Raw genomic sequence first — 16,962 nt, forward strand, 5'->3', positions numbered from 1 at the left:
GCCGCGGGCGCGGCGCTCAGGTCGGGGGTGAGGTGGGTGATGAGGGCGTCGAGGCTGTAACTGGGCAGGTCGGGGTGCGTGGTCTTGGCCAGGCGACAAGCCCCGGCGCACCCGCCGAAGGCGCCCGGCTTCGCGCCCGGCCCGCCGCGCGCGGCATGATGGGCCCATGTCCCCGTCACCGCCGCCCCCCGCCCGTACCGGAAAACCCGCAGGCCAGAGCCGGGGCGGAGGACGTACGGGACGGCCGCCGCGCACCTCGCGCGCGGAGATCCTGGACGCCGCACGGCGGCTCATCGACCGCGACGGCTGGGAGAAGCTGACGATCCGGCGGCTCGCCGCCGAGGCGGACGTGGGAGCGACGACGCTCTACCACCACATCCGGGACAAGGAAGACCTGCTGGTCCAGCTGCTCAACCACCATGTCGCCCAGCTGGAGCGCCCGCCGCTGCCCGCGGAGCCGCGCGAGCGCGTCCTCGTCGCCGCGACCGCGATGCACGACGCGCTGGCGGGCTGGCCGTGGGCGGCCGAGGTGCTCACCACGGACGGCTTCGTGGGCCTGCTCGACGAGTCGGCGCTGTGGATGGTCGAGGCGATCGTCGGCGGCGCGCGCGACCTCGGGCGCTCGACGGAGCAGGCCGTCGACCTCTTCCGGGTGGTCTGGTACTTCACGGTCGGGGAGATCCTGGTGCGCGCCCGCACCGCGGGCCGCGCGGCCGAGGGCGGACTGCCGCCGTTCCGCGCGGCCTTCGACGCCGAGGTCGTCCCGCACCTCGCGGCGGTCGGCCCGCGCTGGCACGACCTCGCCCTGCGCGACACCTACCCGCAGGGCCTGCGCGCCCTGGTCGACGCCCACCTGGCGTGACCGGCGGCGGGCGGAAAACACGACGGGCCGCCCGCCCCGGGGAGTTGGGGGGCGGACGGCCCGACGTGCGGGAGGGTCTCAGGCGCCGATGCGCGGCAGGCTCGCGAACGGGCCCGGCAGAGCGGTGTTGGTCTGCTGGGCGCGCATGAGCGCGAGCACCGCGCCGGCCGCGGCCAGGATCAGGCTGATCCAGAAGCCGAAGGCGTGGCTGACGACGTCGCCGAAGTCGTCGTGCGCGAAGATCGCGATGATGTAGAGCACGAGGCTGACCACGAAGCCCACGAAGGTGAGCATCCGCGGAGGGGCCGGCAGCGACACGGTCGGCGAGAAGAGGGAGATCGCGAGCACGCCCGCGGAGACCACGCCTATCGCCATCGCGAACCACGCGATGAAGAAGCCGTGACCGAAGGTCCACGCGTTCCAGCTGTGGCTCGCGTGCTGTCCCATGAAGCTGATGGAATAGTGCTCGTAGCTGAAGAACGAGAAGATGAAGAGAAGGGCCCCGACACCGAGAATCGCCCAGTCGAGGCGATTGACGGAGTTGGGGTCGAACGAGCCCCCGGGCCGGCCGCCCGCGTTCGGCGGCGGAGCCGGCGGGCCAGGGGGCGGCGGCACCTCGTACGTCATGGCGTGTTGTCTCCCTGCGCGTTTGAACTATTTGTCAGTCGGCGGCTGAGACTAGCGCCTGACGTGCCCCACGTCAGCTCATCGCGCAGCGCTGTGAACGGTGACCCGAATGAGCGTGGAGCTACCGCAGAAACGCCTGGGGCGTGAGTTCCGGTCTCGTATCCACGGGAATGGGCAGCACTTCCGTATTTGCCCCCCGGTGAATCCGAGCGGACGTTCGAATGGACGCGACGGTACGTCAAGTCACTGTGATCTCGGTGCAATTGGGACGTAAAGCATGCTTGTGGGGTAGGAGGGACTCCGTTTGTCACGGCGGAGTGCGGATTGCCGCCGCGACGTCGCCGCTGCGACAACCGCATGCGAATCGTTACGAAAGCGTTCCGGTTTCCGCCCGGACCCGCACCCCCGCCCGGCGCGCGGCATAGCGGGCACGCGCCTCGTCCACCGTCAACGTCACACATTCAAGCGGCGGTTGGGCCGTGAAATGCTCGCGCAGGACGTGCCCGCAGGTCGGGGCGATGGACGTGGTGAACGGGACGGCGAGCGAGGGGCGGGCGGTCAGCCGCATCGCCCGGCGCAGCAGCGGACGGCCGAGCCGTACGGCGGCGGTGGTCCGGCGCGGACGGGGGAAGCCGGTGACGCGCCAGAACCACTCCGGCATCGTCGCCAGGGTCAGCGCGGCCGTGACCCGCGACACCGCGCCGAGCCGGGGCCCGACGCTGCTCAGCGGCGGGTGGAGCAGGTAGCGCATGCCGTCGTTGGCGCGCTCCGACGTGCACAACGCGGGCCGCAACCCGGCGTAGTACGCGGCGACTTCGGCGCGCGAGCGGGGCACGTCGGCGGGCGCGCAGGTCTGCAGCCCGGCGGCGGTCGCGCACTCCGCCCAGTACCGGCGGTCCTCGGCGTGGCTCAACCGGCCCGGCCCGTACGCCTCGTAGCACGTCTGCATCGACTCCCACGCGACGATGTGCACCCACAGCTGCGAGGCGGGGCTGTTCGCGCTGTAACGGCGGCCGGTCACCGGGTCGGTGCCGGTGACGCGGGTGTGGACACGGGTGACGGTCTCGGCGGTGCGCACGGCGGTACGGGCGTCGCCGAGCGCGACGGTGAGCAGGTAGCCGAAGGTCTGGTCGAAGCGGCCGTGCGGGTTGCGGTACATGCCGCCGCTGTCGGCGGCGGCCGCGGCGAGCAGCGGGTCGAGGTGCTCCAGGACGATGGCGCGCTGGAAGCCGACGAGGGAGGTCGGCGCGGCCCACACCTTCCAGCTGACCGACTCCGGCCCGAACAGGCCGTGGTCCAGGGTGCGCAGAGGCGTGCGCTGTACGGGGTGCATGGGGCGCTCCGGGCTCGGGTCGGAAGGGGAGGGGGTCACCGCGCGGCCTCGCCGGGCACCGACCTCGCCGCATCGCCCTCCGCGTCGGCGTAGTGCGTCCAGAACTGGTTGCGGAAGGTCGACTCCGGGTCCAGCTTGGCCTTCCAGCGGAAGAAGTCGTCGACGGCCGGATACGCGCGGCGCAGTTGCTCCCCCGTGGCGTAGCGGTGGTAGCTGAGGTAGTACGTGCCGCCCACGGCGAGGGCGCAGTCCAGCAGTGCGCGCATCACGTGCACGGTGCGGGCGATGGCGGTCTCGTCGAGCGGCTGGCGGAAGTAGACGACGGCGGCGACACGGTCCTCGGTCGCGTACGACAGGAAGGCGTCGGTGTTGCGGGGCACGAAACGCATCGTCGTGTTGAGCAGCTGGAACCTTTCGGCACGCAGCACCGCCCGTCCCGCGTCGAGGAATTCGGTGATGCGGTGCGCGGGCAGGAAGAACTCCTGGAGCCAGTAGCCGGACCGTTTCCGCGGGATGCTCAGCGCCTGGATCGACTCCTTGGCGACGTTGTTGCGCCGCACGGTCTCCATCCGCGCCCGGTGCTGCACCTCCCACCCGAAGCGGCGCTCGCGCATCCACGAGCTGTAGGTGCAGCCGAGGAAGAGCCCGCGCTGCTTGAGCAGATCGACGCGGCCGAGCGGCTCGCTGCGCACGGGTTCCCGGCTGCGCCCGCCCGGGGTGAGGCGGTAGTCGACGCACAGGAGTTTCTCCCACAGCTCGGACGGGGTGACGGCGAGCCGCGCGTAATGGAAATGCACGGGGCTTTCCGCCGGTTCCGCGGTGGCGGCGGCGGTGACCTCGCGCAGCGTCCGCGGATATTCCCCGGTCGGCATCACCGCGACGCGCGACTTGCGGTATTCGTGGTTCTCGGTGAGTTCGATCGTGACGTCCAGCAGGACACCGACCAGGCCGAGCCCGCCGAGGACCAGACGGAAGACGTCCGGCTCGCGCTCCCGGTCGGCGGTGACGATCTCGCCGTCGGCGAGCATGACGCGCAGGCTCACCACGGTCGCGGCGAGCACGCCGGTGTCGATGTTGCGGCCGTGCGCGTTGATGCTGACCGAGCCGCCGACGGTGAAGACCCCGTAGCTCTGCGTCACGCGCGGCGACAGGCCCAGCGGGTCGAGCGCCTCGCGCAGCGCGTCCCACGTCACCCCCGCCTGGACGCGCGCGGTGCGGGCCGCGACGTCGATGTCGATGATGCGGTCCAGGGCGCCGGTGTCGATCTGCACGGCCCCGTCGGCGATGTTCAGGCCGCCCTGGTTCCAGCCGCCGCCGCGGACGCACACCCCCGTACCGGCCCGGCGGGCGCGGGCGAGCACGTCACGCACCTCGCGGGCGTCGCGCGGGCGGGCCAGCCCGGCGGCCTCGGCGGCGTACGTACGGCTGCCGTCGGTGATCAGCGTGCTCATGGTGGCAGGACTCCCGGAACGTGTCGGCGTGATCGGAACGGCCGAAAGGGGCGGCCGAAACGGGGTGGTCGCGGTGTGCGGTGTGCGCTGGCAGGTGGTGCGGAACGCGGCGGCCGGAGGCCGCGGCGGCGCTAAGGGCGCGGTGGCGCCGCGGAACGTCCGGCCGCGCTGAATTCGGGCCGCCGTCGCCGCTGTCGAGCACAGTCAACCGCAATTGACCCCGGGCAACCGGGGTATTTCGGGTACGACGTCCTCAATTCACTCAACTGCCGGACGCACCGCCACAATTTGGTCGGTATCGTCCGCCGGGAGCGAGCGGAAAACCACGACCCGGTCCGGTGCGGCGCGGTTCCGGCCCCACCGGGTCTCGACCCGACCAGTAGGACAGGACGATCAGGTGGACGCATTGCGCAGCGCGATCAGCAGGAACGACGGGACGGACGAGCGCACGGCCGGACGGGCGGGCGGCGCGGACCGCCCCCTCCGGACACCGGCCGCGAGCGCCGACTGCGTCGTGCCCTTCCGGGCGGGCGACGGCACAGCGCTCGGTCTGATCAACGTCCGCGGGCCGCACGCCCCCACCCGCGGCCCCGTCCTGCTCGTGCACGGCGCCGGGGTGCGCGCCGCGACCTTCCGGCCGCCCACCGGGCACACCATCGTCGACGCGCTGCTCGCCGCCGGATTCGACGTGTGGCTGGAGAACTGGCGGGCCAGCGTGGACCGGCCGCCGGCGCCCTGGACGCTCGACGACGCGGCCGCGTACGACCACCCGGCGGCGGTCGCCGCGGTGCTGCGGCACACCGGCGCCGACCGGCTGCCGGTCGTCGCGCACTGCCAGGGCTCCACGAGCTTCGTCATGGCGCTGATCGCCGGGCTGGTGCCGCAGGTCGACACGTTCGTCTCCAGCGCGGTGTCGCTGCACCCCGTCGTACCGCGCGCGGCCGCCCGCAAACTGCGCTGGCTCACCCCCGCCTTCGGCGCCCTCTCCCGCTACGTCGACGCCCAGTGGGGCAACGGCCCGCGCGGTCTCGTCCCCCGCCTGACCTGCGCCGCGGCGGGCGCGCTGCACCGCGAGTGCGACAACGGGGTGTGCCGCATGGCCAGTTTCATGTTCGGCGCGGGCCACCCCACGCTGTGGCGGCACGAGAACCTGGACGCGGCCACCCACGAGTGGCTGCGCGACGAGTTCGGCTGGGCGCCCGTCGACTTCTTCCGGCAGATCGACCGCTGCGTACGCCGCGGCAGCCTCGTCTCCGTCACCGCAAACCCGCTGCTGCCCGCGGACTTCGCCGCCGCCGACCCCCGTACCGACGCCCGCTGCGTCTTCCTGACCGGCGCGGCCAACGCCTGCTTCGACCCGGTGAGCCAGATCCGCAGCCACGAGCACTTCACCGCGCGGCGCCCGCGCGAGGCGCACACCCTGCACCTCCTGGAGGGCTACGGGCACCAGGACGTCTTCATCGGCAAGGACGCCGCACGCGACGTCTTCCCGCTCGTCGTCGCCGAACTCACCGGCCGGGCACCCGTCCCCGCCCCTCAGGCGGCCGCCCGCGCGCGGGGCGGGGCGAACGTCCCCACGTAGGGCAGCCCGCTCAGCTCCCGGACGGACTCCATCACCGCCGCGGTGAACTCCCGCGCAGTACGCGGCACGGAGCCGTCCGGGACGGGCGGCGGGAGCAGCGGGGCGCCGAAACGGATCCGCACCGCGCCGCGCTCCCACGCCGGAAGGCGGCGGCCGACGGGCTGCACCCGGTCCGTGCCCGTGATGCCGACCGGCACGACCGGCACCCCCGCGGCCATCGCCAGATGCGCCACACCCGTCCGGCCGCGGTAGAGGCGGCCGTCCGGCGAGCGCGTGCCCTCCGGGTAGACGCACACCAGACCGCCGCCGCGCAGCACCGGAAGCGCCGCCGCCAGCGCCGCCAACGCCTCGCGGCCGCCCGCCCGTTGCACCGGGATGGCGCCCAGCCCGCGCATCAGCAGCCGCATCCCCGCGCCGCTCGCGCCCGTCCCGGTGAAGTACTCCTCCTTGGCCCAGAACGTCATCCGCCGCGGCACCGCGGACATCAGGAAGTACTCGTCGCACACCGACAGGTGGTTGGCCGCGACGATCGCGCCCGTGGCGCGCGGGACATGGTGCGCGCCGCTGATGTCGAGATCCCACAGCGCGCGCAGCGGACGGCTGCCCAGCAGCCGGAAGGTGTCGTAGAGGTAGGCCATGGCGCTTCGTCTACCGGGACGCCCGGCCACCGGCCCGCCCGACGCCCGGTGTTCCGGGCGGAATTCACCGCTTTGCCACAGTGCGTCGCCATCGGGCGGGGCCCGCGGCGCGGCTTGACTGAGCTACGGGTTCCCTCGCCGCGGCCGTCCCCGCCGCGGACCGGACACGCCAGGAGGCACAGGTGGAAAAACGTATCCGCGTCGTCGTGACCGGACTCGGTGCGACGACCCCGGTCGGCGGCGACAGCACCGCCTTCTGGCAGTCCCTGCTGGCCGGCACCTCCGGGGTGCGGGCGCTGACCCAGCCCTGGGCCGACGAACTCCCCGTACGCATCGCCGCACCCGCCGCGTGCGAGCCCACGCAGGTGCTGGACCGGGTCGAGGCTCGGCGGCTCGACCGCTCCGCGCAGTTCGCGCTCGTCGCCGCACGCGAGGCCTGGGCCGACGCGGGGCTGGCCGGGACCGCCGTCGAACCACGGCGGCTCGCCACCGTCGTCAGCTCCGCCGTCGGCGGCTGGCACACCCTGCTGGGCAGTTGGGACGCCATGACCGCGGACGGCGCCCGCGCGGTACCGCCCCTCACCATCCCCAAACTCATGCCCAACGCGGCAAGTGCGCGCATCAGCATGGAATTCGGCGCGCACGGCGGCAGCCACGCCGCCGTCAGCGCGTGCGCCAGCGGGGCCGACGCGATCGCCTGGGCCTGCGACCTCATCCGCGGCGGCCGCGCCGACGTCGTCCTCGCCGGCGGCTGCGAAGCCGTCGTCCACCCGCTCGCGTTCGCGGCGTTCGCCGCGATGCGGGCGATGTCGCGGCGCAACGCCGAACCCGAGGCCGCGTCGCGGCCGTTCGACGCCGACCGCGACGGATTCGTCCTCGGCGAGGGCGCGGGCGTCCTCGTCCTGGAATCCGCCGCGCACGCCGCGCGGCGCGGCGCCCGCGCCTACGCGGAGATCGCCGGACACGGCACCTCCGCCGACGCACACCACCTCGCGCAGCCCGACCCCGCCGGGCGCGGGGTCGCCGAGGCGCTCGCCGCCGCGCTCGGCGACGCGGACGCCTCGCCGTACGACGTCGCGCACGTCGGTGCGCACGCGACGGGCACGCCCGTGGGCGACCTCGCCGAGGCCCGCGCGCTCGCCCGCGTCCTCGGGCCCGCCGCGGTGCGGCATGCCGCGGTCACCGCGACGAAGTCCATGACCGGGCACATGCTCGGGGCGTCCGGTGCCGTCCAGACGATCGCGGCGGTGCTCGCCCTCCACGAGCGTCTGGCACCACCTGTCCTCAACCTCGACGCGGTCGACCCGGAGGTGCTGGCGCTGGGCCTGGACGTCATCCGGGACAAGCCCCGCGAACTCCCCTTCGACGGGCCGCTCACCGCGCTGAGCAACTCGTTCGGGTTCGGGGGGCACAACACGGTGCTTGTGCTTCGCTCGGTGTGAGCGCCCCGTTCTGCGTGGTGCGGTGCGGTGCGCGACCTTCCCTGCGGTGGGGGCTGAGCGCGCAGTTCCCCGCGCCCCTTTCGCGGCGCCGCCGCCGCTGGGTCGGGGGCCGCCACGGGGCACCTCCTCGGAATGCGCCTTCACCCTCCTACCTGGTCGGTGAGCCACCGACAGCGCATTCCTGCGGGGGCACCCCGCACCGTCCCCCTCCAGGCCGGACTAGCGGCTGCCTGCCGGTGGGGGTGAGTGTTCATGGGCGCGACTGCGCGGGACAGCACCCGTTTTTCCGGGGCCCCGGGGCACAGCGGCGTGGGAGAGCACCCGTTTTCAGGGGCGCGGGGAACTGCGCGACAAGCCACGACGGCGGGACGGTCGCGGGTCCACCGCAAGCGGCAGCCCGGGGGGCCCAGTTGGGTGAGGGGGAGGGAGAAGTCCGGTGGCGGCGGGACAAGGAGGGGGGCGGGCCGGTAGGAAGCGTCAAGTGTGTACGTTTTGCCACCTCGTGGGTGGAATCCGATGACCGAGCTCCACGCGGCAGCGAGCCGCACCGCGACGCCGCCGGGACGCGTGCGGCCCGGGAAGCCCGAGCCGCGCCGCGTGCGGGCCCGGCGGCCGTGGCTCACGGTCGTGCTGGCCGTGCTGTGCGCGGCCTTCGCGGCGGCGGGGTCGTACGACCTCAAGGACCATCTGTCGTTGGGGGGTTACATCGCGGACAACGCGGAGGCGGGCGCCGCCGATCAGTGGCTGGACGCGCATTTCGGTGCGGGGGAGCCGCAACTGCTGCTGCTGGCGCGGGCGGGGAGCGGGACCGTGGACGCGCCGGGGGCCGCCGCGGAGGGGCGGCGGATCGCGGCGGGGCTGGCGACGTCGCCGGATGTGACGGCGGTGCACGCGTACTGGAACTCGGCGACGGACGAGCTGCGTTCGGCCGACCGGCGCGAGGCGCTGCTGACCGTGCGGCTGCGCGGTGACGACACGCAGGCCACGTACGCGTCGGAGCGGCTGGTGAAGGAGTTCGCGGGGCGGCACGGGCCGCTGACGCTCACCGCGGCGGGGCCGGGTCCGACGCGGACCGAGATCGTCGCGCAGACGCGGCACGACGTGGAGCGGGCGGAGTTCCTGGGCGGGCCGCTGACGCTGCTGATCCTGGTGGTGGCGCTGGGCTCGCTGGTGGCGGGGCTGCTGCCGGTCGCGGTGGGCGGTGTGGCGGTGGCGGGCGCGCTGCTGGCCCTGCGGGTGTATGCCGTGTTCGCGCCGGTGTCGATCCTGACGGTGAACCTCACGACGTCGCTGGGGTTCGGGCTCGCGGTGGACTACTGCCTGCTGATCGTGAGCCGCTACCGGGAGGAGTGCGGGCCGGGCCGTTCGCGGGAGGAGGCGGTGGCGGCGGCGGTGCGGACGGCGGGCCGCACGGTGGTGTTCTCGGCGCTGACGGTCGCCTCGTGCGCGGCGGCGCTGCTGCTGGTGCCGCTGTACTTGCTGTCCTCGATGGCGGTGGCGGTCATCGCGGTGACGCTGCTGGCGGCGCTGTGCGCGGTCGTGCTGCTGCCCGCGCTGCTGCTGCTGGCGGGGGGTGCGCTGGAGCGCCTGGACCCGTTCGGGCCGCTGCGCCGACGGCTGGCGGCGCGGTGCGGGAGCCCGTGGCACCGTGTCGCGCACACGGTGACGCGGCGGCCGCTGCTGTGGCTCGCGGCGGTGGGTGTGCTGCTGGTCGCGCTCGCGGCGCCCGCGCTGGGGGCGCGGGCGACGATCAGCGACGAGCGGGTGCTCGCCCCCGACTCCCCCGTGCAGACGGCCTCGCACCGGGTGGACGCGGCCTTCGACGCGCGTGTGCTGCGGCCGGTGCGGCTGGTGCTGCCGGGCGGGCCGGGGCGGGCCGACGCGCGCTATCTCGCGGACGTCTCCGAGCTGCCGGGTGTGGTGAGCGTGACGGGTCCCACGGGCGTGCTGGTGCACGGGCGGGTGGTGGACGACGACGCGGCGACCGCCCGCCGCCACACCGCGCCGGGCGGCGCGTACGCGGAGATCGTGACGGCGGGCGCGTACGACTCGGAGCAGGCGCAGCAGCTGGTGCGGACGCTGCGGGCGGAGCGGCCCGACCCGCGGGTGATGGTGGGCGGATTCGCGGCGAGCGTCGCGGACACGAAGGACGCGATCACCTCGCGGCTGCCGTGGGTGCTGGGGATCGTCGCGGCGTGCCTGGCGTTCTTCCTCTTCCTCTTCACCGGCAGCGTGGTGGTGCCGGTGAAGGCGCTCGCGATGTCCGCGCTGAGCCTGGCGGCGACGCTGGGGGTCCTGGTGTGGGTCTTCCAGGACGGCCATCTGCGGGGCGTGCTGGGCGACTTCACGGTGGACGGGCGGCTGGAGATCTCCACGCCGGTGCTCGCGGGCGTCATCGTCTTCGTGCTGACCGTCGACTACGAGGTCTTCCTGCTGTCGCGGGTGCAGGAGGAGTACCGCGCGTCCGGCGACATGCGCGCGGCGGTCGCGCACGGGCTGAGCCGCACCGGGGGTCTGCTGACGTCCGCGGCGCTGGTGCTGTCGGTGCTCATGGCCATGATGGCCGCCTCGCGCATCGAGGTGACCAAGCTCTTCGGCGTGGGTGTCGCGTTCGCGCTGGTGCTGGACGCGGTCGTGATCCGCGCGCTGCTCGTGCCCGCCGTCATGAAGCTGGCCGGGCGTGCCAACTGGTGGGCGCCGAAGGCGCTTTCGCGCGTCCATGCCCGGCTCGGAGTCCGTCCCTGATCCCCGTTCCCGTATCCCAACGAAGTGAGGCGTTCCCCGTGCCGTCCGTGTCCGACATCGCGCCGCAGCACGTCCGGGTGCTCCACGAGCTGGAGCCGGTCGTCGAGGCGAACCTGCACCGTCATCTGGCGCTGGCGAAGGAGTGGTTCCCGCACGCGTACGTGCCCTGGTCGCAGGGCGCCGACTTCGACGGACCGCTCGGCGGCCGGGCGTGGGAGCCCGCGGACTCCGCGCTGCCGGGCGCGGCCCGTACCGCGCTGATCGTCAACCTGCTCACCGAGGACAACCTGCCCAGCTACCACCGGCAGATCGCCACGCTGTTCGGCCGGGACGGCGCGTGGGGCACCTGGGTCGGCCGCTGGACGGCGGAGGAGGGCCGGCACGGCACCGCGATCCGGGACTACCTGCTCGCCACCCGGGGGGTGGACCCCTGCGCGCTGGAACGTTCCCGCATGATCCACATGACGCAGGGCTTCAGCTCCCCGCACGAGGACGACCCCGTGCACGCCATCGCGTACGTCGCCCTCCAGGAGCTGGCCACCCGCATCTCGCACCGCAACACCGGCCGGATCAGCGGCGATCCGCGCTGCGAGGCGCTGCTCGCGCGCATCGCGGCCGACGAGAACCTGCACATGGTCTTCTACCGCAACCTGCTCGACGCGCTGCTGGAGATCGCACCGGAAGCGGCGGTGTGCGGGCTGCGCGACGTCGTCACGGACTTCCGGATGCCGGGCCACGGCATCGACAACTTCGCCCGTCAGGCGCGGGAGTTGGCCTACGCCGGGGTCTATGACCTGCGCATCCACCACGACGAGGTGCTGCTCCCGCTGCTGCGCCACACCGGCGTCCTGCACCTGCCGGGCCTCACCGGCGGCGCCGCCCGCGCCCAGCAGGAGCTGGGCGGGCATCTGGAGCGGCTCGACGCCCTGGCCACCCGCTTCGAGAGCCGCCGGGCGGCGGTCCTGGCCGCGGCGGCGCCCGCCTGAGGCGCCGCCGCGGGGCCCGGTCCGTCAGAGGAACTGCCACAGGTGGTCGGCGGTCCCGTTGTCGTCGTACTGCACGACATGCGCACTGTTCGCCGTCGACATCAGGTCCACGCCCATGACCTTGCCGGAGTTCTTGTTGCGGATGCGGAACCAGCCGTCACCGTTGTCCACGAACTGCCAGAGGTGGTCGGCCGTCCCGTTGTCGTCGTACTGGACGACGTGCGCGCTGTTGGCCGTGGACATCAGATCGACGCCCATGACCTTGCCGGAGTTCTGGTTGCGGATCCGGAACCAGCCGTCGCCATTGTCCACCAGCTGCCACAGGTGGTCGGCCGTCCCGTTGTCGTCGAACTGCACCACATGCGCGCTGTTCGCCGTGGACATCAGGTCCACGCCCATGACCTTGCCCGAGTTCTTGTTGCGGATCCGGCGGTACGGCGCGGGGGCGCTCCACTGCCGGCCGGTCGGCGAGGCGGTGGGGAAGGCGGAGATCCGCAGCCGGGCGGCGCCCATCGGGACGAGCGTGACCGTCTCGACGGCCGCGGTGGAGCGTGCGGGCGAGTCCTGGAGCGGGGTGACGACGTGCTGGGAGTCCGCCTGCCATTCGGCGATCCGGCGGGCGGGCACGGTGACGCGGACCGGGCTGGTCGCCGGGGTGAACGGGTCGGCGGGCAGGGCGCCACCGCTGCGGCTGAAGCCCGCGCTCCCGGAGTCGAGGGCGAGCCCGTAGTTCCAGGCCGCGGTGGCGTGCACCTCGTACTGCGGGAACTGCGAACTGCCGCCCGTCTGGACGTAGTTCTCGCCCAGGTTGAGGGAGTACGTGAGCGGTCCGTGATCGACGGCGGTGGCACCGTGGTTGCCGGGCCAGGTCCGTACGGTCGTGGCCTGCGGCAGGGTGAGGACGACCGTGTCACCGTTGTTCCAGGTGCGGTTGACCACGGTGAACGCCGGGCCCTTGGGGGCGCTCACGGCCGCGCCCGCGACCGTGAGGCGGGGGCTTGCGCACCAGCCGGGGATCCGCAGGTAGAGCGGGAAGGACAGCGGGCGGGGGGTGTTGACGGTCAGCGTCACCGTCTCGGCGAACGGGTAGTCGGTGGTCTCGGTGACGGTGACAGACGTGCCGTCGGCGACCTTCGCGGTCACCTTGCTGGGCGCGTACATCACCGCGGCGAGCCCGAGATCCGGGGTCGCGGCCCACAGCTCCTCGGTGAAGTAGGGCCAGCCCATGCCGTAGTTGTGCGGGCAGCAGCGGTAGTTGTCGACGCCCGCCATGTAGGCCTGCATCGCGAAGCCGTTCTGGAACTGCCCTTGCGTCTTCGCGGTGTTGTCGAGATCGACGCTGTTGGCGCTGGTGATGTAGTGGATCGCCTTGCCGGACGGGTCGAGCGCGGCGGGCAGCGAGTTGAAGGCGAGGTCCTCGCAGCGGTCGGCCCACACCGGGTCGCCGGTGATCCGGGTCAGCAGCTGGTGGCTGGCCATGAACTCGACGATGCCGCACGTCTCGAAGCCCTGCCGCGGGTCGCCGAAGCCCGGCCGGGCGTTCTCGTCGCCCGCGAACCCGCCGCCGGGGAACTGCCCGTAGGCCGTCATCACCGAGGTGTAGTTCTGGTACGCGGCCTGCGTGAGGGTGCCGGACGGCGAGCGCAGCGCGTACTGGGCGGGCTCGCGGAAGCCCTGGGCGACGTTGACGTTGTGCAGCGTCGGCAGGTTGTTCACCCAGTTCGCGCCACCCGCGTGGATCTTGTCGGCGAGGTCGAGCAGGAAGGCGTCGCCGGTGCGGTTGTAGAGCCAGAAGACGCTGTCCAGGCCGTCGCCCCAGCGCACCGAGACCCAGCTCTGGTTGAAGGCGCCGGGCCCCTGGGCGTTCATGTAGCGGAAGAACGCGGTCAGCAGCGGCACGATGCGGCTGTCGCCGCTGTACTCCTGCCAGTTGCGCAGCGCCCAGGTCAGCGGGAGGAAGGGCCAGAAGTCGGGGCCGCCGCCGAGCGAGGTGCGCAGCGACGTCGGGCCGAAGAAGCCGTCGGACTGGGCCGTCGCGACGATGGCGTCCACCCAGCGGCGCACGGCCGCGAGCGCGGTCGCGTCACCGGTGAGGATCGCCAGGTCGGTGTAGCCGCGCAGCCAGTACGGCACCTCCTCCCAGCCGACCTTCTCCGGGTGCACCCAGCCGGTGCCGTCCATATTCAGGAAGTGCGAGGTCGCGGCGTACTGGCCGCACAGCCCGGCGAGTTGCTGCTGGAGCCGCCCCGCGAGCCAGCCGCCCGCCGTGACGGCCCCGGGCGGCAGCCGCAGGAACGCGGTCGGCGCCAGCGGGGAGCGGCTGGGCGCGTACAGGCCGCCGGGGGCGGGGGCGACGCGGGCCGAGGCACGACCCGGCACCCCTCCCCCGGCGGCGGCTCGGGCGGGCGCCGCGGCCACCAGGGGCAGCGCGGCCCCCGCGGAGGCGGCGGCCGTGGTCGCGGCGGCGAGGAACGTACGGCGGTTCAGGGGCATGGGGGGTGGCCTCCTGTGCTGCTTGCTCTTCCAACGTTGGAAATCCCGCTGTCGCTCAGCATGAGAGCACGGCCTCGCGGCCCTGTCCAGAGGCGGCACACAAGTAGGCTTTTGCCTCCCGCGTTACACAACAATCCCTGCGGTGGGCGGGGATGGGGCCGATACGGAAAGCCGCTGGCCGTCGGCGGTGCGGTGCGGCTTGCGGGGTCTCCAACGTTGTAAACAGCGAGCAGCGATTGACGCCCGTGGCTAATGTCATTAGCCTCAGGGCTATGGTTGTTAAGAAGTCGCTGACACCGGCCGCCGTGGTCGACGTGGCGCTCGGCATCGTGGACGAGCACGGCCCGGACGGCCTCACGCTCGCCGCCGTGGCGCACGGCTGCGGGGTCGCCACACCGTCGCTCTACAAGCACGTGGCGAGCCTCGGCGAACTGAGGACGCTCGTCGGAGCACGGGTGCTGGAGGAGGTGACCGACCTGATCGCGACCACCGTCCTGGGCACCGGCGGCGACGAGGCGGTCACCGGCCTGATGCGCGCCTACCGCGCGTACGCCGCCGCGCACCCGAAGCGGTACGCCGCGCTGCCGATGGACCCGCTGCACGACCCGATCCAGGAGGCGGCCGGCACGAAGCTCGTCGGCGTCATGTACGCCACGCTGCGCGGCTACGGGCTCGAAGGCCCGGCGGCCGTGCACGCGACCCGGCGCCTGCGGGTGCTCGTGCACGGCTTCGCGTCCCTCCAGACCGGGGGCGGCTTCGGCCTGCCGGAAGACCTCGACGACACCTACGACCAGCTCATCCAGATGTATCTGGCCAGCCTGAGGAGCGCATCATGAGGATCCCGCTGTCCGTCGCGGGCGTGCTGTTCCTGCTCTACCCCGCCCTCCGCCCGTGGAAGGACGAGTCCACCGCCTCGGGCGCGGCCGCCGCGATGGGCTCCACCGCGTGGGTCGTCGCCCACCTGTGCGCGATGATCGGGTTCATCGTGGTGGCGATCGCACTGCTGTCGGTCGACCGCACGGCGGCGATCGTGTTCTGGATCGGCGCCGGACTGACCCTCCCGTACTACGGCGCCGAGGACTTCGGCCTGCACGCGATGGCCGGCCAGTCGAACGTCCTGCACCTGGCCGAGGACGTGCGCTACAACCCGTTCGCGATGACGGTGTTCGGACTCGGGCTGCTGACCATGGCGGCGGCCGCGATCCTCGTCGCGGTCCGGCTGCGCACGGTGCCGTCGATCCTGTTCGCGGTCGGGTTCGGCCTGTTCCTCCCGCAGTTCTTCGGCCCGCCCGCGCTGCGGATCGCGCACGGCGTGCTGCTCGCCGCCGCCTGCGGGTGGCTGGCCTGGGACGCCAAGCGCGTCCAGCCCGCGCCCGCGGCGGCCTGACGCGAACCGCCGCCACGCGCGCCCCTGGCTGCGGCCGGTGGCGCGCGACGGCCGTACGGGCGCCCGGGTCGCGGGCCGTTCACCCGGCGGTGGCATGATCCCCGGGTGGACATCTCGGTGGACGCGTTGAGCCAGGTGGACTGGGACGGTCTCGACCACGCCTACGGGCGCGCCTCGGACGCGCCGGGGCAGCTTCTCGCGCTCGTCGGGGACGATCCCGACGCACAGAGCGACGCGGTGGGATACCTGGACGCGGCGATGCTGCACCAGGGCAGCGTCTTCTCCGCGACCGGCCCGTTCGTCCGGTTCGTCGCGGCGGCGCTGGCCGACCCCGCGACGGACACGGTCGTCGCGGACGTCCTCCCCTGGGACGCCGGGCCCCGCCCCCTGCGGGCCGCGCTGCTGGAGTACCTGGCGCTCTTCGTCGAGGCGTGCCGACCGAACGTCGCAGAGGCCCAGTTGCTCCGCGACGCCCACCCCGCCGGGCGCGCCGAGAGCGACCTCCAGCACATCCGCGCCGCCGCCCGCGCCTGCGACTGGACGCTGGACCCCGACCCTGCCACCCGCACACCGCCGCCCGCCGCCCTCCTCCGCGCGCTGCACGACGCCGAATACCGCACGGCGATGGACGCCCGCGACCTCCTCGCCGCCAGAACGGCCCTGCCCGACGTCCGCGCCGCGGCCCTCGCGCTGCTCACCGCCGCGGAGCCCGCGGTCCGGACCGCAGCGGCGACCACGGCGGCGTACTGCCTCCGCCACGAAGCGCCCGGCCACGACAGGGCCGCGCTCGTCCAGACCGTCACGGAAACGGCCGCCGTCTCACCCGACCCGGCGGAGCGGGCGGCCGTCGCCCGGCTGCTCGTCCTGCTGGATGAGCTTCCGGACCGGTTCCTGGACGACCCGCACCCCGGAGTCCGCGCCTGCGCGGCCCTGGCACCGCGCCTCGCGCACGACCCGCGCGCCACGAAGGCCCTGGTCACCGCGCTGGAAGACCCCCTGGAAGCCGACCGGTGGTTCGACCGCCACCTGCCCGGCCAGGAAGGCCGGCTCCACTTCGACCTCGCCCTCGCCCTCGCCGACCGCGCGCGCGACCTCGACCAGGTCCTGCCCGCCGCGCTGGGCCTCGCCGCGCTGTCCTCCACCCTTGCCCACCGCGACGTCCTCACCCCGTTCGTCACGCTGGCCTTCCCGGAACCCCTGACCGGGCACACCGTCCTGACACCGGCCCAACGCAGCTTCCTGGCAGCCCTCCTGGCCCACCGGAACGCGCCTTTCGACGAGGCGCTCTGCCGCCGTCTGCTGGGCGGCTAGGGCGCGCCCGCGGGCGCTTGCGCGTCGTACTGTGACCGGGCCCGGACGTCACTCGCATCGTTTCGTGGCCCAACTGTCCCTATGCTGTGGTCGGTTCAGGAGACG

General features: G+C 73.4%; 13 protein-coding genes. 8 read left to right on the forward strand and 5 right to left on the reverse strand.

Annotated elements, in window-relative coordinates:
- Positions 1-166: 166 nt before the first annotated feature.
- On the forward strand, positions 167-862 hold the full coding sequence (locus ACWERV_RS33675; protein ID WP_452940396.1) for a TetR/AcrR family transcriptional regulator: 696 nt from the start codon (positions 167-169) through the stop codon (positions 860-862).
- 78 nt (positions 863-940) lie between these two features.
- Here the strand turns inward: ACWERV_RS33675 and ACWERV_RS33680 are convergent, their stop codons facing one another.
- The 3 genes from ACWERV_RS33680 to ACWERV_RS33690 all read right to left on the reverse strand — a co-directional run bounded on the left by ACWERV_RS33680 (position 941) and on the right by ACWERV_RS33690 (position 4,273).
- Complete coding sequence (locus tag ACWERV_RS33680) at positions 941-1,489, reverse strand: hypothetical protein (protein ID WP_398174372.1); 549 nt, start codon at positions 1,487-1,489, stop codon at positions 941-943.
- Between the two features lie 367 nt (positions 1,490-1,856).
- Entirely contained in the window at positions 1,857-2,822 is a 966-nt protein-coding gene (locus ACWERV_RS33685; protein WP_452940398.1) for an oxygenase MpaB family protein, read from the reverse strand.
- A 35-nt stretch (positions 2,823-2,857) separates the two neighbouring features.
- The gene (locus ACWERV_RS33690; protein WP_452940400.1) at positions 2,858-4,273 is read right to left on the reverse strand and encodes an FAD-binding oxidoreductase; all 1,416 of its coding nucleotides are present in this window, start codon (positions 4,271-4,273) and stop codon (positions 2,858-2,860) included.
- A 397-nt stretch (positions 4,274-4,670) separates the two neighbouring features.
- Here ACWERV_RS33690 and ACWERV_RS33695 point away from each other — a divergent pair, with 397 nt between their 5' ends.
- Positions 4,671-5,855: an alpha/beta fold hydrolase gene (locus ACWERV_RS33695; RefSeq protein WP_452940401.1), complete on the forward strand. Its 1,185-nt coding sequence runs from the start codon at positions 4,671-4,673 to the stop codon at positions 5,853-5,855.
- Here ACWERV_RS33695 and ACWERV_RS33700 read toward each other — a convergent pair.
- The gene (locus tag ACWERV_RS33700) at positions 5,810-6,493 is read right to left on the reverse strand and encodes a lysophospholipid acyltransferase family protein (RefSeq protein WP_452940403.1); all 684 of its coding nucleotides are present in this window, start codon (positions 6,491-6,493) and stop codon (positions 5,810-5,812) included. The two genes, ACWERV_RS33695 and ACWERV_RS33700, sit on opposite strands and share 46 nt — an antisense overlap.
- A 182-nt stretch (positions 6,494-6,675) precedes the next feature.
- On the opposite strand from ACWERV_RS33700, the gene ACWERV_RS33705 reads away from it, so the two are divergent.
- The 3 genes from ACWERV_RS33705 to ACWERV_RS33715 all read left to right on the forward strand — a co-directional run bounded on the left by ACWERV_RS33705 (position 6,676) and on the right by ACWERV_RS33715 (position 11,666).
- Positions 6,676-7,935, forward strand: coding sequence for a beta-ketoacyl-[acyl-carrier-protein] synthase family protein (locus ACWERV_RS33705; RefSeq protein ID WP_452940405.1), 1,260 nt, complete (start codon positions 6,676-6,678; stop codon positions 7,933-7,935).
- Between the two features lie 516 nt (positions 7,936-8,451).
- Entirely contained in the window at positions 8,452-10,680 is a 2,229-nt protein-coding gene (locus tag ACWERV_RS33710) for an MMPL family transporter (RefSeq protein ID WP_452940407.1), read from the forward strand.
- Between the two features lie 38 nt (positions 10,681-10,718).
- Positions 10,719-11,666: an acyl-ACP desaturase gene (locus ACWERV_RS33715; RefSeq protein ID WP_452940408.1), complete on the forward strand. Its 948-nt coding sequence runs from the start codon at positions 10,719-10,721 to the stop codon at positions 11,664-11,666.
- Positions 11,667-11,690: 24 nt separating this feature from the next.
- On the opposite strand, the gene ACWERV_RS33720 is transcribed toward ACWERV_RS33715, so the two are convergent.
- Positions 11,691-14,159, reverse strand: coding sequence for an RICIN domain-containing protein (locus ACWERV_RS33720; RefSeq protein ID WP_452940409.1), 2,469 nt, complete (start codon positions 14,157-14,159; stop codon positions 11,691-11,693).
- A 272-nt stretch (positions 14,160-14,431) separates the two neighbouring features.
- Here ACWERV_RS33720 and ACWERV_RS33725 point away from each other — a divergent pair, with 272 nt between their 5' ends.
- The 3 genes from ACWERV_RS33725 (at position 14,432) to ACWERV_RS33735 (ending at position 16,857) form a co-directional block, all read left to right on the forward strand.
- On the forward strand, positions 14,432-14,995 hold the full coding sequence (locus ACWERV_RS33725) for a TetR/AcrR family transcriptional regulator (RefSeq protein ID WP_452940411.1): 564 nt from the start codon (positions 14,432-14,434) through the stop codon (positions 14,993-14,995).
- Complete coding sequence (locus tag ACWERV_RS33730; RefSeq protein WP_398174405.1) at positions 14,992-15,546, forward strand: hypothetical protein; 555 nt, start codon at positions 14,992-14,994, stop codon at positions 15,544-15,546. Before ACWERV_RS33725 ends, ACWERV_RS33730 begins: the two co-directional genes overlap by 4 nt.
- 105 nt (positions 15,547-15,651) lie before the next feature.
- A complete protein-coding gene (locus tag ACWERV_RS33735; protein WP_452940413.1) occupies positions 15,652-16,857 on the forward strand; it encodes a hypothetical protein in 1,206 nt (401 codons plus the stop codon).
- Positions 16,858-16,962 lie beyond the last annotated feature (105 nt).

It is taken from the genome of Streptomyces sp. NPDC004031, from assembly GCF_053604375.1.